This window comes from Sphingobium sp. B8D3A (assembly GCF_025961995.1).
Classification (GTDB): domain Bacteria; phylum Pseudomonadota; class Alphaproteobacteria; order Sphingomonadales; family Sphingomonadaceae; genus Sphingobium.
Map to the genome: position 1 here is coordinate 1164174 of NZ_JAOQOS010000001.1, position 19683 is coordinate 1183856.

Annotated in this window: 20 protein-coding genes; 9 read left to right on the forward strand and 11 right to left on the reverse strand. The window is 62.9% G+C overall.

Annotated features, from left to right (window positions below; all coding sequences use genetic code 11):
* The first annotated feature begins 42 nt into the window (after positions 1-42).
* Positions 43-1722, forward strand: coding sequence for an SPOR domain-containing protein (locus tag M2342_RS05265; RefSeq protein WP_264578315.1), 1680 nt, complete (start codon positions 43-45; stop codon positions 1720-1722).
* Positions 1719-2873, forward strand: a complete 1155-nt coding sequence (locus M2342_RS05270) for a deoxyguanosinetriphosphate triphosphohydrolase (RefSeq protein ID WP_264578316.1) — start codon at positions 1719-1721, stop codon at positions 2871-2873. The genes M2342_RS05265 and M2342_RS05270 overlap by 4 nt, the downstream gene beginning before the upstream one ends.
* A 311-nt stretch (positions 2874-3184) precedes the next feature.
* On the opposite strand, the gene recF is transcribed toward M2342_RS05270, so the two are convergent.
* On the reverse strand, positions 3185-4252 hold the full coding sequence (gene recF / locus M2342_RS05275; protein ID WP_264578317.1) for a DNA replication/repair protein RecF: 1068 nt from the start codon (positions 4250-4252) through the stop codon (positions 3185-3187).
* An 87-nt stretch (positions 4253-4339) separates the two neighbouring features.
* Here recF and M2342_RS05280 point away from each other — a divergent pair, with 87 nt between their 5' ends.
* The 3 genes from M2342_RS05280 (at position 4340) to M2342_RS05290 (ending at position 6494) form a co-directional block, all read left to right on the forward strand.
* Positions 4340-4903 carry a peroxiredoxin gene (locus M2342_RS05280; RefSeq protein WP_264578318.1) on the forward strand — a complete coding sequence of 188 codons (564 nt, stop codon included), beginning with the start codon at positions 4340-4342 and terminating at the stop codon, positions 4901-4903.
* Positions 4904-5019: 116 nt separating this feature from the next.
* Positions 5020-5484 carry a thermonuclease family protein gene (locus M2342_RS05285; protein ID WP_264578319.1) on the forward strand — a complete coding sequence of 155 codons (465 nt, stop codon included), beginning with the start codon at positions 5020-5022 and terminating at the stop codon, positions 5482-5484.
* A gap of 143 nt (positions 5485-5627) precedes the next feature.
* Positions 5628-6494 carry an SDR family NAD(P)-dependent oxidoreductase gene (locus tag M2342_RS05290; protein WP_264578320.1) on the forward strand — a complete coding sequence of 289 codons (867 nt, stop codon included), beginning with the start codon at positions 5628-5630 and terminating at the stop codon, positions 6492-6494.
* Between the two features lie 61 nt (positions 6495-6555).
* Here M2342_RS05290 and M2342_RS05295 read toward each other — a convergent pair whose 3' ends face one another.
* Both M2342_RS05295 and M2342_RS05300 read right to left on the reverse strand, forming a co-directional pair.
* Positions 6556-7218, reverse strand: a complete 663-nt coding sequence (locus M2342_RS05295) for a hypothetical protein (RefSeq protein ID WP_264569603.1) — start codon at positions 7216-7218, stop codon at positions 6556-6558.
* 185 nt (positions 7219-7403) lie between these two features.
* A complete protein-coding gene (locus M2342_RS05300) occupies positions 7404-7571 on the reverse strand; it encodes a hypothetical protein (protein WP_264578321.1) in 168 nt (55 codons plus the stop codon).
* Between the two features lie 208 nt (positions 7572-7779).
* Between M2342_RS05300 and M2342_RS05305 the strand changes: the two genes are divergently transcribed.
* Positions 7780-7914, forward strand: a complete 135-nt coding sequence (locus tag M2342_RS05305; RefSeq protein WP_264569605.1) for an entericidin A/B family lipoprotein — start codon at positions 7780-7782, stop codon at positions 7912-7914.
* A 102-nt stretch (positions 7915-8016) separates the two neighbouring features.
* On the opposite strand, the gene M2342_RS05310 is transcribed toward M2342_RS05305, so the two are convergent.
* The 6 genes from M2342_RS05310 to M2342_RS05335 form a co-directional block, all read right to left on the reverse strand.
* Positions 8017-8589, reverse strand: a complete 573-nt coding sequence (locus M2342_RS05310) for a glycine zipper 2TM domain-containing protein (RefSeq protein WP_264578322.1) — start codon at positions 8587-8589, stop codon at positions 8017-8019.
* Positions 8590-8702: 113 nt separating this feature from the next.
* Positions 8703-9653 carry a hypothetical protein gene (locus M2342_RS05315; protein ID WP_264578323.1) on the reverse strand — a complete coding sequence of 317 codons (951 nt, stop codon included), beginning with the start codon at positions 9651-9653 and terminating at the stop codon, positions 8703-8705.
* 11 nt (positions 9654-9664) lie between these two features.
* On the reverse strand, positions 9665-10717 hold the full coding sequence (locus M2342_RS05320; RefSeq protein WP_181558882.1) for a ribonucleotide-diphosphate reductase subunit beta: 1053 nt from the start codon (positions 10715-10717) through the stop codon (positions 9665-9667).
* A 164-nt stretch (positions 10718-10881) separates the two neighbouring features.
* Positions 10882-11070 (reverse strand): hypothetical protein, encoded by a 189-nt coding sequence (locus M2342_RS05325; RefSeq protein ID WP_264578324.1) that lies wholly within the window; start codon positions 11068-11070, stop codon positions 10882-10884.
* Positions 11067-11507: a PepSY domain-containing protein gene (locus M2342_RS05330; RefSeq protein WP_264578325.1), complete on the reverse strand. Its 441-nt coding sequence runs from the start codon at positions 11505-11507 to the stop codon at positions 11067-11069. The genes M2342_RS05325 and M2342_RS05330 overlap by 4 nt, the downstream gene beginning before the upstream one ends.
* Positions 11508-11563: 56 nt before the next feature.
* Positions 11564-11890, reverse strand: coding sequence for a hypothetical protein (locus M2342_RS05335; protein WP_264579992.1), 327 nt, complete (start codon positions 11888-11890; stop codon positions 11564-11566).
* Between the two features lie 247 nt (positions 11891-12137).
* On the opposite strand from M2342_RS05335, the gene M2342_RS05340 reads away from it, so the two are divergent.
* Positions 12138-12536, forward strand: coding sequence for a DUF2171 domain-containing protein (locus tag M2342_RS05340; RefSeq protein ID WP_264578326.1), 399 nt, complete (start codon positions 12138-12140; stop codon positions 12534-12536).
* 340 nt (positions 12537-12876) lie between these two features.
* Here M2342_RS05340 and M2342_RS05345 read toward each other — a convergent pair whose 3' ends face one another.
* Positions 12877-13848: an alpha/beta fold hydrolase gene (locus tag M2342_RS05345; RefSeq protein ID WP_264578327.1), complete on the reverse strand. Its 972-nt coding sequence runs from the start codon at positions 13846-13848 to the stop codon at positions 12877-12879.
* Between the two features lie 475 nt (positions 13849-14323).
* Here M2342_RS05345 and M2342_RS05350 point away from each other — a divergent pair, with 475 nt between their 5' ends.
* Positions 14324-16081 (forward strand): ATP-dependent nuclease, encoded by a 1758-nt coding sequence (locus M2342_RS05350; RefSeq protein ID WP_264578328.1) that lies wholly within the window; start codon positions 14324-14326, stop codon positions 16079-16081.
* A 4-nt stretch (positions 16082-16085) separates the two neighbouring features.
* Here the strand turns inward: M2342_RS05350 and uvrA are convergent, their stop codons facing one another.
* Positions 16086-19094, reverse strand: a complete 3009-nt coding sequence (uvrA, locus tag M2342_RS05355; RefSeq protein ID WP_264578329.1) for an excinuclease ABC subunit UvrA — start codon at positions 19092-19094, stop codon at positions 16086-16088.
* A gap of 200 nt (positions 19095-19294) precedes the next feature.
* Between uvrA and M2342_RS05360 the strand changes: the two genes are divergently transcribed.
* The gene (locus tag M2342_RS05360) at positions 19295-19657 is read left to right on the forward strand and encodes a hypothetical protein (RefSeq protein ID WP_264569613.1); all 363 of its coding nucleotides are present in this window, start codon (positions 19295-19297) and stop codon (positions 19655-19657) included.
* The last annotated feature ends 26 nt before the right edge of the window (positions 19658-19683 follow it).

Here is a 19683-nt window from a genome sequence, read left to right on the forward strand (position 1 = left end):
GGCGGGACGCGACCCGTCCCGCCGGACAGAAGAGGTGTATCCGTGAAGTCGACCAGCTGCATTCTGGCCCTCTCTCTGGCCATCGCAGCGCCTGTGTTCGCGCAAAGCGGCGGAATGGTTCAGGCCACGCCACCAGCCGAGGCGGTAGCCGCGCTCAACCGCCATCTCGCGTCGCTCTCCCGTAATCCTCAGGATGTGAATGCCCTGCTCGGGGCCGGCCAGGCCGCGCTCGATCTGGGGGACATTCAGGCGGCCAATGGCTTCTTCACGCGCGCCAATATGGTCGATGGGCGCAACGGCCGCGCGCGGCTGGGTCTGGCGGTCGTGCAGATCGCCTTGAAGCAGCCTGCCGATGCCGCCGCGAACTTCGATGCTGCCTCGGCCTTGGGTGTCAGCGCCCAGGCGCATCTGCCCGAGCGCGCGCTGGCTTATGATCTCACGGGGCAGCAGGCCAAAGCGCAGCAGGATTATCGCGCCGTCCTGCAGGCCAATCCCAATGATAACACCGCGCGGCTTAATTATGCGGTGTCGCTGGGCGTCTCCGGCAATCTCGCGGAAGCCGAGCAGCAGCTGAAGCCCGCCCTGACCAGCGGCGACCGTGAAGCGTGGCGCATCCGGGCCTTCGTTCTCGCGATGAACGGCCAGATGGCCGAGGCGCGCTCCATTGCGCAGACGACCCTGCCGAAGGGGCTTGCCGACGCGCTCGAGCCCTATCTGCAGCGCCTGCCGCTGCTGACCGCGAGCCAGAAGGTCTCCGCGGTCCATTATGGCGAGTATCCGGCGGATGTCCTCCGGCTGGCTGCACCGGAACCGGCGCGGAACCGCGATACGCAGGTCGCAGCTACCACCGAGCGCGAGCGGGGCGGCCGGCGTCAGACGGCGGCAGAACGACGGGCCGCCCAGCAGGCCGCGCGCCGCGCGTCACAGGCTCAGGCTCAGCAAACAGCATCCGCTGCGGCAGAGGCCCAGCCGCTTCCACCGCCGCCACCGCCTGCTCCGGCAGCATCCCCACCGCCGCAACAGCCGGTGCAGACCGCCGCGCGCGCCCCTGCGCCGCAGCCGGCCCGCCCGGCTCCATCATCCGCTCCCGCCACACAGCCGGCCAGTCGCGTAACCAATCCTGCGCCGACGACCGTCGCTGCCGTGGCGCCGGCGGCACCCAGCACGCCGGCCCCGGTGGCGTCTGCGCCGACACCGGCACCCGCACCTGCGCCCGTGCCGCAGCCGGTGCGGTCCCTTGGCGACACGCTGCAGGCGCTCGAAGTGCCGGAAGGCGAGCGCCGGCAGGTCGCCGTCGCGGATCTGAGCGCCGTCGCGCGGATTCAGGAGCAGCGCCGGCTCGCGGCAGCCGCGCAGCAGGCCAAGGCCAAGGCGGATGCCGAGGCCCGCGCCAAGGCGGAAGCCGAACGCAAGGCCGAAGCCGAGCGCAAGGCCAAGCTGGCGGCCAATCCCTCGCGCAACTGGGTGCAATTGGCGGCAGGTCGTGACCCGGCTGCGCTGGCTTTCGATCTGCGCCGTTTGCGCCGGACCTATGGCGATACGATTGCCGGGCAGGATGGCTGGACGGCCAGTTGGGGTGAGACGCGCCGCTTGTTGATCGGCCCGTTCCGTCGTCCCGAAGATGCGCGGGCGGTGGTCACCGAATTGCGCAAGGCGGGAGGCGACGCGTTCTTCTGGCAGAGCGAGGCCGGCGAGGAAGTCAGCAAGATCGGCACGCAGTGAGCGTGCTCGCCCCCTATGCCTGTGACCCGGCGCGCAGCCGGGGTCGTCAACATGCCGAGCCAGGTGGCGAGGCGCGTGGTCCGCGCGACATTTTCCAGCGCGACCGCGACCGGATCATTCACTCGATCAGCTTTCGTCGCCTGCGCCACAAGGCGCAGGTGTTCGTCGCTCCCGATGGCGACCATTATCGCGTCCGCCTGACGCACAGCCTGGAGGTTGCGCAGATCGGGCGGACGATCGCCCGGGTGCTGGGGCTCAATGAAGATCTGACCGAGGCACTGTGCCTCGCCCATGATATCGGCCATCCCCCGTTCGGCCATGCCGGGGAAGATGCGCTGGAGGAGGCGCTGGCCGGGCAGGGCGGCTTCGATCATAATGCCCATTGCCTGCGCACGCTCGCCTTGCTGGAAAATGCCTATCCCCGCTTCCCCGGCCTCAATCTGAGCTGGGAGATGATGGAAGGGCTGGCCAAGCACAACGGCCCGGTGCTGGCGCCGAACTGGGCGATGCAGCAGATCGATGCCGCTTTTCCGCTGGAGCTGGAAAGCTGGCCGTCGCTGGAAGCGCAGGTCGCGGCCCTTGCCGACGATATCGCCTATGACAATCATGATATCGACGATGGCCTGCGCGCCGGCATTCTGACGCTTGAGCAACTTCTGGAAGCGCCGTTCGTCCGCCGCTGCTGGGAGCAGGTCACCGCGCGCTATCCCGATCTGCCGGCCGAGCAGCTGTTGCGCGAACTGATCCGCGACCAGATTGGCATCATGGTCAACGATCTCATCATGACCACGCGCGAAAACCTGCGCCTGCATGGGCTGGAGCAAGCTGACGTCACAGCCGTGCGGGGCGCGGGACAGGCCACGGTCGCCTTCTCGGATGCGATGCGGGAGGACGAGCGCCAGCTCAAGCGCTTCATGTATGCCAATCTCTATCATCATCCGACCCAGCTTGCCGCTGCCGGGCGAGCACGGGTGATCGTCACCGATCTATTCCGCGCCTATCAGGCCGATCCTGCGCTGATGGGGACCGCCTGGGATGCCAGTTGCGGCGCCGCCGAGCCCGAGCGCAGCCGCCATATCGCGGACTATATCGCAGGCATGACCGACCGGTTCGCCGAGCGCGCGCATCAGGAGATTTTTGGGGTCTCCTAAGCGAGGACAGAGTTCGCGAGGGCGGTGTCCACTATCGATTTGCTCAGAGCGCGCGACCAACGGCTCATGTGGGGGGCGCCGACTACGCCACCCTCCACCGTTCGTGCTGAGTAGGGTCTGAGTAGGGCCGCAGGCGCGTGGCGAAGACCCGTATCGAAGCATCTCAGTCATGGACTGCACCTTCGATACGCCGCTTCGACAGGCTCAGCAGCTACTCAGGACGAACGGAGGGCGGTCAGCAATGATGCCGTGTCTGAAAAGTCCGCTTGCGGGAAAAGGCGTAATAGCCGCGCTTCGCCCACACCGCTTGATTACCCCGGAATGACCTGCCCCGCGTCCACCCGCAAATAGGTCGCCTGCTCCAGCCCGTTGAACAGATCGGCCTCGGTCCCCGTCATCCACACCTGCCCCCCGCTGGCGCGCAACCGCTCGAACAGGGCATGGCGGCGCGTCGGATCGAGATGGGCGGCCACCTCGTCCAGCAGGATGATGAGCGGTCGCCCGCTCTGTGTACCGACCAGCTGGGCGTGGGCCAGCATGATGCTGAGCAGCAGCGCCTTTTGCTCCCCTGTCGAGCACAGCGCCGCATCCTGCAGCTTGGCTTCGTGCGTGACCAGCAGATCGGCGCGATGCGGGCCGACAAGCGTCCGGCCCGCCGCCCGGTCTCCCGTCCGCGCCGAGCGCAGTCGAGCGGCAAGGGTGCCTTCCTCAAATGGCTCGCCGGTCAGCCTCAAGGTCGGCCGCGCAAAGAGATGCTGCGCGCTGCGGGCGATCTCTTCTTCCAGTTCGGCAATCAGCGCCCGGCGCTCGGCGTCGATCGCAGCGCCATGTTCCGCCATACGGGCTTCCAGCGCGGCGAGCCAGTCCGGGTCTGCCGGCCCGTCTTCTCCGAGCAGGGCATTGCGCGCGCGCATCGCGGCCTCATAGCGCGCGCTGTGATGGGCGTGCGACGGCGCCTGGGCCAGCACCAGCCGATCCAGGAACCGGCGGCGTCCACCGGGGCTGTCCAGAAACAGGCGGTCCATCGCCGGTGTCAGCCAGCTCAGCGACACGCGCGCCGAGAGCGCATTGGCCGGGGAGGCGCGCCCGTCGATCCGCACTTGGCGCTTGTCCGGCGCATCAGGGTCGGTGCCGGTCCCCAAGGCGGCATCGCCCAGTCGCGCCGCGACCGCAAATCCACCCGGTCCGCTCTGCCGCGCCATGTCGCGCAGGGCTGCACCGCGCAGGCCGCGCCCCGGCGCCAGCAGCGAAATCGCTTCGAGGATGTTGGTCTTCCCCGCGCCATTCTCGCCGGTCAGGACGATCATCGGCGCGTCAGGCACAATCAGGGCGTCGGCATGATTGCGGAAATTGGTGAGGGCAAGGCGGTCGATCGCCATGGCTGCTCGTAACCGGTGAGGGCTGGCACGCCAAGGGCTTCTATGGCAGATTGTGCGGATCGTGAGTCAGCAGACAGGAATGGGCATATGTTCGGCAAAGCATCGAAGACAATCATGGTTGCGATGCTGGGCAGCGCCTTGCTCGGCGGCGGCGCGCAGGCGGCCCTGCCGGTCGGTGCCAAGGCGCCGGATTTCGAGACGCGCGGCGCGCTCGCCGGCAAGGTGTTCAGCGTCAAGCTTTCTGATGCGCTGAAGAAAGGGCCAGTCGTGCTCTACTTCTTCCCCGCAGCCTTCACCAAGGGCTGTACGGCGGAAACCAAGGAATTTGCCGATCAGGCGGATGCGTTCAAGAAGGCCGGCGCCACGGTGATCGGCATGTCCGCCGACCCGGTCGACGTTCTGCAGCGTTTCTCCACCGAGGCATGCGGCAGCAAGTTCGCGGTCGCCTCGGCCGGGCCGCGTCTCATCACCAATTACGACGTGGCGCTCAAGGCGGACAATCCGGCCTTTGCGGGCAAGACGGACCGCACCTCCTATGTCATCAGCCCGGCGGGCCGGATCGTCTATGTGCATAGCGCGCTCGACTATCGCGACCATGTGAAGAACACGCTGGCCGCCGTGCAGTCCATGGCTGGCGACCACAAGCACTGATCATCCGCACCAGACCTGCCGGACGGCGCAGGGGTTTCCAGGGATCAGCCGGTAGGCCGCGCCGACGATGGCTGGCGCGGCTCGGTTCGCTGGCTCTTCTGGCGTTTCTGCTGATCGTGCTGGCCCTGCTCCGTGCGCCGCCCGAACGGATCGAGGCCGCCGACGGCGCGCGCGTGCACGTGATGGATGGCGACAGCCTGCGGATCGGCCCGCGGATCGTGCGCATCGCCGACATTGACGCGGTCGAACTGAACCAGCGTTGCCAGGATGCGGCCGGCCAGCCCTGGGACTGCGGCACGCAGGCGCGCGACGCCCTGCTGGCGCTGGTGCGCCGCGGTGGGCTCATCTGCGAGTCCCGGACGACGGACCAATATGGCCGCGCCGTGGCGACCTGCACCACCGCCCGGATCGCGGATGTCGGCGCGACCATGGTGGCGGAGGGCTGGGCGATCAGCGACCTCGGGCGCGGCCCCGGCGCGTATCGGCAGGAAGAGGAGGCTGCCCGTTCCGCCCGGCGGGGCATCTGGCGTGGCACGTTCGAGACGCCCTCGGTCTGGCGCGCCGCGCATCCGCGATCCTGACTGGCCAGCGACCCCACACGCGACAGCCGCTGTTGACTCTGTCCGGATTTGCTGGATGAGATTGGAGGAGCGGCCGGGAGCGGCATCGGCCGATGGATCAGTTTGAGCAAGCCGGCGAGGCGCCGGGTTTGGAGAGGAAAGTCATGGAGATTGCGGGCACGACGGCGTTCATCACGGGCGGGGCGAGCGGGATCGGCTTCGGCATTGCCCAGCAGCTGCTCGCCAATGGCGCCAAGCTGGTGCTGGCCGATATCCGCCAAGACCATCTCGATGAAGCCAAGGCGTTTTTCGAGGAGCGCCAGCAGGGCCGCAATGTCCACACCATGCGGCTCGACGTGTCCGACCGCGACCAGATGCGCGAGGCCGCCAAGGAATGCGAGGCCGTGATGGGCGGGCCGGAAATCCTGATCAACAATGCCGGCATCGATCCGTCCGGCCCGTTCGATCAGGCCACCTATGCCGATTGGGACTATGGCATTGGCGTCAATCTCATGGGGCCGATCAACGGCATCATGGAATTTGCGCCGGGCATGCGCCGGCGGGGCAAGGGCGGCCACATCGTCAACACCGCGTCGCTGGCCGGGCTGACGCCGATGCCGAGCTTCATGGCCATTTATGCGGTCGCGAAGGCGGGGGTCATCACCCTGTCTGAATCGATCCGCGACAGCATGGCGCAGGACAATATCGGCGTGACGGTGCTGATGCCCGGCCCGATCAAGAGCCGCATCCATGAATCCGGCCAAAACCGGCCGGAGCGTTTCCGCTCGGGCAGCGGCCTCGCGCAGACGGAGGATCAGCTCGCCAAGCGCGTCGTGTCCGACACTTGGATGGAACCGACGGAAGTGGGCGACATGATCGTCGACGCGATCCGCAACAACACGCTGTACGTCGCGACGCACGGCAACTGGAAAGACAATGTGGAAGAGCGCTTCAAGGCGCTGATGGCTGCGATGCCGGAGGCCAAGCCGTTCGATTTCGGCGCGACCCTGGCCGTGCCGGACGAAGACTGAGGATTGATCCGGACCCGGAGCGCGCCCGCTTCTTACGCTGGGCGCGCGTCCCGGGCGCCGCTTAGCGCTGCGTGGTCGTCTGGCTGGTCGTCGCCTGGACGGTCTGCACCAGACCCGGCGTGCTGTTTGCGGCCGCAGCCCGCGCGAGCGATCCGTCCGGATCGGGCAGGCTGGCGGCCTTGTTCAGCTCCCACAGCAGGAACGTCGCCTTTTCGCTGAACGCGATGGGGGTCTGGTTCGCGACCTCGGCGAGCTGCGCCTTGGCCTTGGCGCAGAACTTGTCGCGCGACTGGGTATTGGAATAGCGGTTGTAGAGCTTGGTCATATGGTCGTCATGGGCATCCTGCCACTTGCGACCGCCTTTGGCCTTGAACAGATCGACCTGCATCTGCGCGGCTTCCGAGAGCAGGCCCTTATGGACCGAGAGCATACGGTTGTAGTCGGAGACCATCGCGGCATTGTCCGGCCCCTGGCAGAGCAGCACGGCGACATTCAGGCCCGAGCGCAGGTGCCACATGTCTTGCCCCTTATTCTCACCGATCAGGATCGGCGGTGGCGGCGGCACTTCGATCAGCGGGACATTCTGGGGAATGGGAACGGGAATGTTCTGCAGCGGCGCTTCGGCAACCTGCTTGGCGGTGCATCCGGCCAAGGCCAGCAGCGGCAGAGCGGACAGTGCGACTGCGGCCTTGATCCGCCGGCCCCCGATCATGCTCAGTGCCATAACATTCTTCCTCCCGAGGGGGCGCCATGGGTGGCGGCCCTGTTCCCATCAAGAGGCGCTTATCCTCCTCTGATTCCACCAAGGCAAGACCCTTATGGACTCGATTCGTCGCACCGGTGGGAACCCGCGACTCGCCGAGATTCAGAGCTTTGCGGCGATGGGGTTCATTGCCGCTGAAAGTGGAATCAGTGTCGGGTGCCGGGGTGGGCGCGGGGTGCCTGTGCGCCAACCATATGCTGCAGCACGATCACGCGCTGCCGCTCACGGTGCCAGTCGCGCGACGGGTTGGCCTGAATTTGCGCAAGCAGGCTCTGCAGCTCCTGGCGGCGATGCTCGATGGTGACCGGGTCCATGCGGAAATCTCCTTCGATTGTACCGCTAGGAATACGTGCGCGCTCGCGACCGGTTCCCGCTCGCAAGCCATTCCAGCCGCAATGCATCGCACAGGTGCGCCTTCTCATCCGGGCCGGGATCACCAGCGGGCGGATTGCGCCGGATCGCATTTTTTCGGATAGTCGAGGGCGTTGGAAAACATCCGATAGTCGGAAAGGGATCGAGGAGATGAAAACAAGACGGTCGGCGTTGCTTCTCGCGGTCGTGAGCGCATCCCTGCTCCTGTCTGCTTGCGCGACGGTGAAGGGCCTTGGCCGGGACATCGAGTCCGTGGGGCAGGCAGGTCAGGACGCGATTAACTGATCCTTGGCAACTGATCCCTGGCAACTGACCCTTGGCTGACAAAAGCCCGGCCCGCTGAGGTCAGCGCGCCGGGCTCATGCTACAGATCTGTGTCGGCCGGGCTTAGCGGCAGACGACATCGCCCCGATCGATCGACCGTCCGATCATCGCCCCGGCACCCGCGCCCAGCACGGCCCCCAGGATCGAGGAACGGCCGCGATCGAGCTGATCGCCAAGCAAGCCGCCCAGCGCCGCACCGACGATCAGGCCGGTGGTGCCGTCCGACCGGCGGCAATAATAGCGATCGTCATAGCCCCGATACACGCGGGTATCGCGGTAGACGCGCACCGGCGCATAGCCGCCGCGATAGTAACGGTCCGCATAATAGCCGCGATAGCGCGGGTCCGGCCGGTTATAGTCATAGGCGTAGACCACGCGCGGGGCAGGGCGGACGACAGGGCGGCGGTCGATCACCACGACCCGGTCACGGCCCCGGCGGTCGTCCCGATCCCAACGGCGATTGTCATGGCGATAATCGCGCCGATCGTCCCTGTCCCAGTTCCTGTCTCGGGCCCCCTGCCAATGCCGGTCATGCCCGCGACCCGGGTCGGCAAAAGCGGGGGTGGCGGCAAGACCGCCCACGGTCACGGCACCAAGCGCCAGCGCCGCGATGCTGTTCTTCAGAGCCTTGTACATCTGTCTCACTCCGATCCTTATTCTGTCTCTCCCGGCAGCGGGAGATCGGATCGGACTGTACCGCGAGTCGCCTGAACCGGTGGCGACGGGCGGTTCATTTGGGGGAAAGGGGCTCAGGCGTCGGTACGATTGTAGGAAATTGCTGGCAACTTGTATGCAGCGAGCGCCTGATTTGCTGTAGCGCCCGTGATTGCGTTCTTCCCAACTTGGGAACGTATGTATTGAGTTAGCTTGCCGCCGCGAACGTAATCTTCCCGGAGCCATCTCCTGAATTCACCCATGGCCCCTTCGGGATAGCACCAAGGTGTCTGCGGATTAGACGCGGCTTGGGGGAAATAGGCTGGATAGTTGTGTTCGTATTCAAGTCGCTCTCCGAACTTGGCGGCTAGCTTCTCTTTTCGCCAATGATCGCTCCAGCAGCGGCCGATGCTAATATCGGGAATTATTCCCTGATTACTGAAAATTCCACCCTGTCCCAGCGTGACAGTGACCTCGGCGCTCTCCTTGAAAATACTGAAATATCCGTCAGGAGCGCTATCGTAAGCTAGCGAGATCCGATCATGAAACGGCTGCCAAGCCACATCAATTGCAGGCGCTGGACGATAATTTACAGACTCGTATATTGCATCACGGAATCCCTTCCGCGCCAAGATCCGATAGTTGTCCTTCGCTTCCTCTTGAGAAAACTGGCCTGCTTCGAACGCGTAATATTCGATTACGGCGAGCGAAATCTCCTCTCGATAAGCGTAAAACACCCTACCGCCTACCCTGATGGCGACGTGAGCTTGTTCAAGATTGTGCCCATTGCGTCTTAGTATGTCTCGAATCTTGTTGATCCGAGGCTTCGGTATCTCGTCGCGCCATTGTGAGCTGATTGTTCCGATGTGAGCATTTTCGACACCACAAATTAGCGCAAGGCCTCTTTGTGTTAGGAAAGGCGTGCCGTCACTTAAAACCCCCATGCCCAACGGGTTTACTCGTGAACCGTCAAGGTCTTCTAGCTCGAGTTCGGGCTGTGATGTGTCGGATTTTATGCTTGAAGGAAGACGAAATACCGAAACCATCGTTTCTGCTCCTACTCCGCCGCCACTCCGGCCCGCGAGAACATGTCCTCGCCGCTGTCGCTTTCGGCCTCGCCGTCATTGGCGCGCATTTTCTTGCGGCGGTCGAAGCTGTCCCACACTTCGTTCCAGTTGCCGCGCGTGGCGCCCTTGGAATATTCGGTGGCGCGCGTTTCGAAGAAGTTGGCGTGCTCCACGCCGTTGAGCAGCGGGGTGAGCCAGGGCAGCGGGTGCTCCTCGATCATGTAGATCGGCTGGAAGCCGAGCTGGCCCAGCCGCCAGTCGGCGATGTAGCGGATGTAGCGCTTGATCTCCTTGGCGGTCATGCCGGGCACCGGGCCTTGCTCGAAGGCGAGGTCGATGAAGGCATCCTCCAGCCGCACGGTCTTCTGGCAGCAATCGATAATGTCTTCCTTCACCGCCTTGGTCAGGCAGTCGCGCTCCTTCACGAACTCGTGGAACAGGCGCACGATGCCCTCGCAGTGCAGGCTCTCGTCGCGCACCGACCAGGTGACGATCTGGCCCATGCCCTTCATCTTGTTGAAGCGCGGGAAGTTCATCAGCATCGCGAAGCTGGCGAAGAGCTGCATGCCCTCGGTAAAGCCGCCGAACATGGCGAGGGTGCGGGCGATGTCCTCATCGCTGTCCACGCCGAACTGCTGCATGTAATCATGCTTGGCGCGCATCTCGTCATATTCGAGGAACATCGAATATTCGCTCTCGGGCATGCCGATGGTGTCGAGCAGGTGCGAATAGGCCGCGATGTGGATCGTCTCCATGTTGCTGAACGCGGTCAGCATCATCTTGATCTCGGTCGGCTTGAACACGCGGCCATATTTGTCGTGGTAGCAATCCTGCACTTCCACGTCCGCCTGGGTGAAGAAGCGGAAGATCTGCGTCAGCAGGTTGCGCTCATGGTCGGAGAGCTTCTGCGCCCAGTCGCGGCAATCCTCGCCCAGAGGCACTTCCTCGGGCATCCAGTGGACCTGCTGCTGGCGCTTCCAATAGTCATAGGCCCAGGGATATTCGAAGGGCTTGTAGACCTTGGAGGCTTGGAGAAGCGACATTTTTCCGGGCTCCGCAATTGGGATGGCTGTAGGGCGCAAATAACTAGATGAAGGGGGATGCTAGTCCAATCCACCACAATGTCTAGCGGTGTTGTGGCGTTCATCCACAGTAAATTTTGTGTCCCCGGCCTTGACTTTCGCCGGCGCCGCAGGCGGCCGTCGGTTCAGCCGGCCATGCGCTCCAGCCCCCAGGCGAACAGGGCGAGGATGAGCGCGAAAGAGAGCGCCATGGTGCCGGCGATGCGCTTGCCATAGGCCCCCTGCGGCGTCCGCGCCTTGCGCGCGAGGATGAGCGCACCGCAGAGCGCCGCAGTGCCCGAGACGCCGGCCATGATGAGCGCCGGGAGGGTCATTTCCAGAAGATGTCGCGCCGTCCCCGGCTGAGGCGGTTGCGGAACATCTGCACATACATCCACATGCCGGAAATCGCGAAGAAGACGAGCGCGAAGCCGGAGAGGAGGGAGATGATCACGCCGACCGGGCCGAAAAACTCGCCGGAATGGAGATGATGGAACAGGCCAACCAGCTTGCGGGCGGGATTCGGCGCGGCCTGTGTGGCTGGCTGGGCGGCTTGCTGGGCGGCGGGCGGCGCGCCGGGCGCACCCGCAGACGGGCCGGCCTTCTGCGTCGCAACCGGCGCCTGCGCGGCTGGCGGAGCCCCGCGCTCTTCGGTCTCGAACACGCTCCCCCGCGCGACCATCGCGGCGAAATGGCTGCCCAAGCCAGTCAGGGCGATGAACAACATGAACAGGCCGATGAAGACGGTGGTCCAGCGATGCCATTTGCGCATGGGTGCATCCTTTCTTGCGGAAGGCAGGTGTAGCGTGGGGAGAACGGGGCTCGCCATCACCGGCCGCGCCAGCGATCGACATAGACGGTCACCGTCTTGGTCTTGCGCGCGCCCACGCCGAAGACGACGACGCCGAGGAAATAGCCGAAATCATACCATCCGCCATTATTGGGCACGGCATAGACCGCGACATCATCCGCGATCAGCGACAGCGCCCAGGCGAAGGGGAAGATGAAGCCGTGCCACAGGCCGAGCAGGAAGCCGGGCGTATCCGGCGCGCTGCTCACCGCCGCGGCGCTCTGCCGGGCGCATCCGCCAAGGATCAGCAGCAGGCCCGCCGGCAAGGCGAGCGCGGCGCCGGTGCCGGCAGAGGGGCGGGGCATGGGGTGCGTGGTCATCGCGTCGGTCATCCGCTGCTGTGTGACCGCTCCGGCGGCCGGACGCATTGACCCCTATCAAAAGCGGCGCGCGCCGTCTCGCGCCGGATTGCGCTCGGCGCCGGCCGTGAACAGCCCAGTCGTGGCTGCGATGCGCTGGATGGGGCGGGGCTTTCGGAACGCTCCGCCGCCTCGGCCGTTCTGTCTTCAGTACCATCTAGTTCATTGTATCTGCAGAGAAAAGGAGTGAGCCATGTTCGAGAAGTGGCGCATCAAGGAGCATATGGAAGTCGCGGACGCGAGCGGCCGCCATGTCGGCACCGTCGACAAGGTGGACGGCGATCTGCTGGTCCTCACCCGCTCGGATTCGGCGGACAGCCGCCATCACCAGATCAACCTCGATTATGTCGACAGCATCCATGACGATCGTGTCACGCTCAAACCCGATACGCCTATGCCCGAGGGCCTGACGATTGGCGGCGGCTATGCCGATGGCACGCGCCCCGGCGTCCAGTCCGGCGGCGTGAAGACGGACAGCTATGCCGGCAGCGCGGCGACCACCAGCACGACCGGCACCAACGAGAATTCGCAGATCTTCGGCACCAGCGGCCTTGGCACCGGCATGGGCGGCTCCGGCACGCCCTCGACCTGAGGCAGGTCCGCCCGAACACCCGGTGGCCAGGTCCCTCCCGCCCGGCCACCAACCTTGGCTGCGACGAAAGAGCGCCTGCATACGTCCGTCCGATGCAGCGGGACGGCCCAACGTGCGTCAGGCGCGATTGATCGCGCAGCCCTTGTTCCCTGGCCTGTCGACCCTATCTGATAGGGAACAGGTTCAGTGAATGCTGCACCCAAAGGGGTAGAAAGTCGCTTCGGCGGTGATCTCCCACACACAGCCGAGCGGCTGAAAAGGGTCCGGTCTCCCATCCCCCCACCCCCCGGGAGGCCGGACTTCTTTTCCGCTCACATCTGCCGAAAAATTGGTCCCAAGGTCAGTCGCGCAGGAAGGCCTGCAGCGCCGCGAGTGTCGCCTGCGGGTCGCTCTCCTGCAGATTGTGCGTGGCATTGGGCAGCGCATGGCCGCGCACGTCCGTCGCCTCCGCCTGCCACACGCCCAATATGTCATCGAACAGGCGCGGATAGAGCCCCTTGCCGGCCCAGATGGCGAGCAGCGGGCAGGTGATCTTCTTGCCCGCCGCCAGATCGGCATGGTCCAGATCCAGATCGACCGAGGCCGAGGCACGATAATCCTCGCACATCGCATGGAGCATGGCCGGGTCGAGCCGGTGGCGATCATATTCCCGTTCGATCTCGCTGGACGCCTCGCCCGCCCGCGCCTGGTAGCGCGCCAGCGTCTCCTCCTCCGGAATGGGCGCGGGGCGCAGGAAGCTGAACCAGTGATAATAGCCGCGCACGAAGCCGAGCGTGACATGGCTGTAAAGATAATGCTCCGGCAAGATGTCCAGCACGGCGAGCTTGCGGACCTTCTCGGGATGATCCAGCGCCATCCGCCGCCCGACCCGCGCGCCCCGATCATGCCCGACGAGCAGGAAGCGCTCATGGCCCAGTTGCGCCATCACCTCCACGCCATCCTGCGCCATCGCCCGCTTGGAATAAGCCGAATGATCCGCGCCGCCCTCCGGCTTGCTGCTATCCCCATAACCGCGCAGATCGGCCAGGACGACGGTGTAATCCCGCGCCAGCGCCGGGGCGACAAGATGCCAGGTGACGAGCGACTCCGGCGCGCCATGGAGCATGAGCAACGGCGGCCCCGATCCGCCCGTGACAACATTGATCTCCGCGCCACTGGTCTTGATCCGCAGGTTGCGAAAGCCGGGGTAGAGCTTCTGCCAGAGCGGCGGGGTGGGGGTTTGCGCCTGCGCGGCGGCGGGCGCGATGCTGGGGGCGAGGCTCGCGGCGCCGACGGCGGCGGTTTGCTTGATGAAATCGCGTCGGCTGTTCATTGGCGGCCTCTCCGGTTTGGCGGTTGTGTGGGGCGCACCGTGAGGGGCTGGGGGGATTGGGTCAAGTTTGCCTTTATGGCTGGAAAGTGGCTCAGGCGCAGTCGGTCAACGCCTCAAGAAAGGCGCGCTGGCGCTGAGGCGTCCAGCCATCCAGACGCCGGCGGATGGGAACGAGCGCATTCTAGGGAACAGTCTTGCGCGCCGCCCGCTGCGCCGAGCGGCAGATGGGGAGGGATGCAGCGGTCGCGCCCCTGATGGATTTGCTGGTGGTGGCTCTGGTCGGCGCTTTGGGGGAAATGCGGCTCTGCCTGGCCATGGTCGTCCTCCGGGGAGGGGGGACGGGCCATACATAATATAGGGGGGCTGTAGGACAGGCTTTGCTACTACTGGACCCTGCGGCAGTATGAAGGTTACGCATCATCTTGACGACTGATGAATGGATTGTAAGTTTCGTTCCCTGTATAGGGGATGGGCAATGAGAATAATAGATAAGATTGAAATTTATTATTTTAGATCTGTATACTCAGTATCTCTCGCCAAGTGCAAAGATGTTAATGTACTGGTTGGTTCAAATGATGCTGGGAAGTCAAATATAATTAAGTCTTTGAATCTTTTTTTTAATAATGAAACTGAGCCTCATTCTGAATTTGACTTCTTTCGTGATCTAAGCCGAAGTAGAGAAGAGGAAGCCCGCGCTGCAAAAGGTCGCATGAGCGTCTGGATCAAGGTGCATTTCAATAATTTTCTGAGGTGGAAATCCCTTCCGGAACAATTTTGGGTTAAGAGGTCATGGAACAGATACGAATCTAGGCCAACAGATTCATTTTCAGATGAAATTGCTCCAACAACGCTTTACAGGTTTCTGAACAAAATCAGATTTCATTATATTCCTGCTGTTAGAGGCAGAGATATATTCGCAGACCTTCTCGCAGATTTGCATGATACTCTTTTACAGGACGAAAGCCTTGGCCTGAAAGGTTCATCGCAAGCTCTAGTCAGCGATCTTCATAAGATTACTCGTGAGATGAGTGACAGTATAAAGAGCAGACTTAAAATTGATTCGACCATTGAGATTCCGGAAAGTTTGAAAGATCTATTTCGCGCTCTAGATTTTTCGACAAAGTACGGTCGATTTAGTATCCCGCTAAATCTTCGCGGAGACGGGATTCAGAGCCGGCATCTTCCATTCATTCTTGATTACATTGCATCTAAATCTTCAACTTATCACATCTGGGGATACGAGGAGCCTGAAAACTCACTTGAGCTTTCTCGATCGTTTGAAATGTCACGAGATTTTGTTGAAAATTTTTCACGCGACAACCAAATATTTCTGACTACGCACTCACCAGCTTTCTACGATATTTCTAGTTCGAATGCTTCAAAATGGTATGTAGAAAACAAAGATGATCCTGAGCAAGATTATAGTTATACTGATGTTACCCCAATAAATTCTACCTCGGATATCGACAAGTCTATGGGTTTGCTGACCGTCATTGCTCCGAGAATGCGTGCGGCTAATCAAGAACTTCTTGAATTAAGATCTGATATTCGGCGCATGTCAGAGGAAATGTCCGCTAATAATAAGCCCGCGATATATGTGGAAGGGGAAACGGACGCCATTATACTCAGGAGGGCGGCAGAAGTATTTGGTTATGACGCGGATGGGTTAAGCTTTTTTAGTGCTGACGGAGCTTCAAATATAACACAATTTATCAAAGTAATGTCTAGAACAAAATCTGACCAAAGAGTACTCGTCGGCCTATTTGACGGAGACTCGACAGGGCGAAGCGAATTTGATAGGTTCAATGCTTATCATATGTTCGCCGGAACTGATATGAGGGTTGTTAGCCGGCCTAATCGCATATATGTCGGTGCCTTAAATGTCCCACTTCATCTTAAGGGCATGGCCGAACAATTCTCACAGCTGAAGCTTCAGCTTCCTCTTTGTATCGAGTATATGTTTCGGGGTGAAACAATTGCCCGTGCTCAGCAGGAAGGAGTTTTAGTTTTAGAAAAGCGGCGGTCGAAGTTATCTTTAAATGAGCTTCCACTTGAAATAAATGTTGAGGATGCTTTCAGAGGTAAGATACCTGATGATTACATCTATTTTGCTAGAAAGGTATCCGATCAGCGTAAGATGTCGTTCGCACAGTGGATTGTTAAGGAAGCAGATGACGAATTTGAAGTATTCGAGGATTTGATGAACAATTTAGGTAAGATATTGCAGAAGTAGCTTTTTACTCCGCTGCTTCACTCACCGCCTTCTTCCCCAACAACGGCGCCAGATACCGCCCGGTATAACTCCGCTTCTCCTTCACCACCTGCTCGGGCGTGCCGGTCGCGACGATCTCGCCGCCTTTCACGCCGCCTTCCGGCCCCAGGTCGATGATCCAGTCGGCGGTCTTGATGACATCGAGATTATGCTCGATCACCACCACACTGTTGCCCTGTTCGACCAGCGCGTGGAGGACTTCGAGCAGTTTGCGCACGTCCTCGAAATGGAGGCCGGTGGTGGGCTCATCGAGAATGTAGAGGGTGTTGCCGGTGGCGCGGCGGCTCAGCTCCTTGGCGAGCTTCACGCGCTGGGCCTCGCCGCCTGAGAGGGTCGTCGCCTGCTGGCCGACCTTCACATAGCCCAGGCCCACTTCCGCGAGCATGGCCATGCGGTCGCGGATCGGCGGCACGGCCTTGAAGAACTCGACGGCGTCTTCCACCGTCATGTCCAGCACGTCAGCGATGCTGTGGCCCTTGAACTTCACCTCCAGCGTCTCGCGATTGTAGCGCTTGCCGTGGCATTCCTCGCAGGTGACGTAGACATCCGGCAGGAAGTGCATCTCGATCTTGATGACGCCATCGCCCTGGCAGGCCTCGCAGCGGCCGCCCTTCACGTTGAAGGAGAAGCGGCCGGGCTTGTAGCCGCGCGCCTGGCTTTCCGGCAGGCCGGCGAACCAGTCGCGGATGTTGGTGAAAGCGCCGGTATAGGTCGCCGGGTTGGAGCGCGGGGTGCGGCCGATGGGCGACTGATCGATGTCGATCACCTTGTCGAGATGCTCCAGCCCCTCGATCTTGTCATGCGCGCCGGCGATGACGCGGGCGCCATTCAGCGCGCGGGCGCTGGCGGCATAGAGCGTATCGATGGTGAAGCTGGACTTGCCCGAGCCGGAGACGCCGGTGATGCAGGTGAAGGTACCGAGCGGGATGGACGCGCTGACGCCCTTGAGATTGTTGGCACGGGCATTTTTGACGGTCAGCTTCTTGCCGCTGCCCTTGCGGCGCTTGGCGGCGACGGGGATTTCGCGCGTGCCGTTGAGATAATCGGCGGTGAGCGAGCCCTGCGTCGCCAGCACATCGGCCAGCGTGCCCTGCGCGACGATCTCGCCGCCATGCACGCCGGCGCCCGGCCCCATGTCGACGATATGGTCGGCCGCGCGGATCGCGTCCTCATCATGCTCCACGACGATGACGGTGTTGCCGAGATCGCGCAGGCGCCTGAGCGTCACCAGCAGCATGTCGTTGTCGCGCTGGTGGAGGCCGATGCTCGGCTCGTCCAGCACATAGAGCACGCCGGAGAGGCCCGAGCCGATCTGGCTGGCGAGGCGAATGCGCTGGCTCTCGCCGCCCGAGAGCGTGCCGCTGGTGCGATCCAGATTAAGATAATCGAGGCCGACATTGTTGAGGAAGCCGAGCCGCTCGATAATCTCCTTGAGAATGGCCTTGGCGATCTGGTTCTGCTGATCGGTCAGATGCCGGGGCAGGGCGGTGAACCAGGCCAGCGCATCCACCACGCTCATGCGGGTGGGAGTGGCGATGTCCTGCATCGCGACCTTCACGGCCAGCGCCTCGGGCTTGAGGCGCGCGCCGCCGCAGGTCTCGCAGGGCTGCGCGGTCTGGAACTTGCCCAATTCCTCGCGCATCCAGGCGCTGTCCGTCTGCAGCATCCGGCGGTTGAGATTGCCGATCACGCCCTCGAACGGCTTGGAGACGCTGTAGCTCTTGCGCCCATCCTGGAAGGTGAGGGTGACCGGCTTGCCGCCCGTGCCGTGCAGGATGATGAGGCGCACCTCGCCCGGCAGTTCGCTCCACGGCGTCTCCAGGCTGAAGCCGAAGGCCTTGGCGAGGGAGGCGAGCACCTGCATGTAATAAGGGCTCGGCGGATTGGACTTGGCCCAGGGCACGATCGCGCCCTTTTTGAGGGTCAGCGCCTCATTGGGGACGACGAGTTGCTCGTCAAACTCCAGCTTCTCGCCCAGGCCATCGCAGGCCGGGCAAGCACCCTGCGGCGCGTTGAACGAGAACAGGCGCGGCTCGATCTCCTGAATGGTGAAGCCGCTGACCGGGCAGGCGAATTTTTCGGAGAAGATGATGCGGTTGGCCGGAATGCCGGCGTTTTTCATGCCGGTCTTGCCTTTGGCACTGCCTCCGTTCGCATCGAGCGAAGTCGAGATGCCAGCAGCGTTCTCCTCTTGTGTCTCGACTTCGCTCGACACGAACGGGGAGGGCGTGCTGCCCAGTTCCGCCACTGTCCCCTCAGCCAAATCCACATAAGCCAGCCCCTCAGCCAGCTTGAGCGCCGTCTCGAAGCTCTCCGCCAGCCGCTGCGCCATATCCTCGCGGACGACCACGCGGTCCACCACCACCTCAATGTCGTGCTTATACTTCTTGTCGAGCGCGGGGGCTTCCTCGATGGGGTAGAACTCGCCATCGATGCGCACGCGGGTGAAGCCGGCGCGCTGCCACTCGGCCAGTTCCTTGCGATACTCGCCCTTGCGGCCCCGCACGACCGGGGCGAGCAGATAGACCCGCGTCCCCTCCGGAAGCGCCAGCACGCGGTCGACCATCTGGCTCACCGTCTGCGCGCTGATCGGCAGGCCGGTGGCGGGGGAGTAAGGCACGCCCACGCGCGCCCACAGCAGGCGCATATAGTCGTAGATCTCGGTCACGGTCGCGACCGTGGAGCGCGGGTTGCGGCTGGTCGTCTTCTGCTCGATCGAGATGGCCGGCGAGAGGCCGTCGATATGCTCGACATCCGGCTTCTGCATCATTTCCAGGAACTGGCGCGCATAAGCGGAGAGGGACTCCACATAGCGCCGCTGCCCTTCGGCATAGATGGTGTCGAAGGCGAGGCTCGACTTGCCGCTGCCGGAGAGGCCCGTGATGACGACCAGCGCATCGCGCGGCAGATCCACGTCAATGCCCTTGAGATTGTGCTCGCGCGCGCCGCGCACCGAAATATGGGTAAGGCTCATGGGCGGTGTTCTATCTCTGTTCCTGAAGGGAATCCAGCGGCAAGGTTCAGCCAGAGGCACAGATAGGATCGCCCGAGGCCAGATGCGAGATGGCCCGACGGACATTCGCGCGATTGCACGTGCATCGAGTCTTGATCTTAATCATTGTACCAGCAGGCCGCTGCGTGGAATGCCCGGCCCGACAGACGACGGAGAACGACATGACCCTGGCACGTTACGCACGACTGGCGACCCTTGCAGGCACCATGATGGTTTCAGCCACCGTCGCGCTGGCGCAGGACACGCCGCAGGAGCAGGAAGAGCGGCGTGTGCTCCATGCCGAGCAGGCAAAGCTGGCTGCGCAGCAGATGAGCGATTTCGAAGCGCAGAAGAAAGCCATTGCCGACGAGCAGGCCGCGCGCGAACAGACCTATCGCGACGCGCTGGCGGCGCGGGATGCGAAGATCGCCGCCGAACAGGCGCAGGCCGCCGAGGCGCGGGCGAAGTGGGAAGCAGATGTCGCGGCCTGTCTGGCTGGCGACAAGACCAAATGCGCGCCGCTCCCGCCCAAGACCAGAAAGTAGGAGGCCGTCCCTGCGCGTCACCTCCT

Excerpts from the sequence above, each read along its gene's own strand:
- M2342_RS05290 (WP_264578320.1), top strand. The coding sequence starts at position 5,628 with ATGGAGATTGCGGGCACGACGGCGTTCATCACGGGCGGGGCGAGCGGG.
- M2342_RS05330 (WP_264578325.1), bottom strand. The coding sequence starts at position 11,507 with ATGCGCAAATGGCATCGCTGGACCACCGTCTTCATCGGCCTGTTCATG.
- M2342_RS05295 (WP_264569603.1), bottom strand. The coding sequence starts at position 7,218 with ATGGCACTGAGCATGATCGGGGGCCGGCGGATCAAGGCCGCAGTCGCA.
- M2342_RS05340 (WP_264578326.1), top strand. The coding sequence starts at position 12,138 with ATGTTCGAGAAGTGGCGCATCAAGGAGCATATGGAAGTCGCGGACGCG.
- M2342_RS05345 (WP_264578327.1), bottom strand. The coding sequence starts at position 13,848 with ATGAACAGCCGACGCGATTTCATCAAGCAAACCGCCGCCGTCGGCGCC.
- M2342_RS05310 (WP_264578322.1), bottom strand. The coding sequence starts at position 8,589 with ATGTACAAGGCTCTGAAGAACAGCATCGCGGCGCTGGCGCTTGGTGCC.
- M2342_RS05280 (WP_264578318.1), top strand. The coding sequence starts at position 4,340 with ATGTTCGGCAAAGCATCGAAGACAATCATGGTTGCGATGCTGGGCAGC.
- uvrA (WP_264578329.1), bottom strand. The coding sequence starts at position 19,094 with ATGAGCCTTACCCATATTTCGGTGCGCGGCGCGCGCGAGCACAATCTC.
- M2342_RS05350 (WP_264578328.1), top strand. The coding sequence starts at position 14,324 with ATGAGAATAATAGATAAGATTGAAATTTATTATTTTAGATCTGTATAC.
- recF (WP_264578317.1), bottom strand. The coding sequence starts at position 4,252 with ATGGCGATCGACCGCCTTGCCCTCACCAATTTCCGCAATCATGCCGAC.
- M2342_RS05360 (WP_264569613.1), top strand. The coding sequence starts at position 19,295 with ATGACCCTGGCACGTTACGCACGACTGGCGACCCTTGCAGGCACCATG.
- M2342_RS05325 (WP_264578324.1), bottom strand. The coding sequence starts at position 11,070 with ATGACCCTCCCGGCGCTCATCATGGCCGGCGTCTCGGGCACTGCGGCG.
- M2342_RS05305 (WP_264569605.1), top strand. The coding sequence starts at position 7,780 with ATGAAAACAAGACGGTCGGCGTTGCTTCTCGCGGTCGTGAGCGCATCC.
- M2342_RS05320 (WP_181558882.1), bottom strand. The coding sequence starts at position 10,717 with ATGTCGCTTCTCCAAGCCTCCAAGGTCTACAAGCCCTTCGAATATCCC.
- M2342_RS05315 (WP_264578323.1), bottom strand. The coding sequence starts at position 9,653 with ATGGTTTCGGTATTTCGTCTTCCTTCAAGCATAAAATCCGACACATCA.
- M2342_RS05335 (WP_264579992.1), bottom strand. The coding sequence starts at position 11,890 with ATGCCCCGCCCCTCTGCCGGCACCGGCGCCGCGCTCGCCTTGCCGGCG.
- M2342_RS05300 (WP_264578321.1), bottom strand. The coding sequence starts at position 7,571 with ATGGACCCGGTCACCATCGAGCATCGCCGCCAGGAGCTGCAGAGCCTG.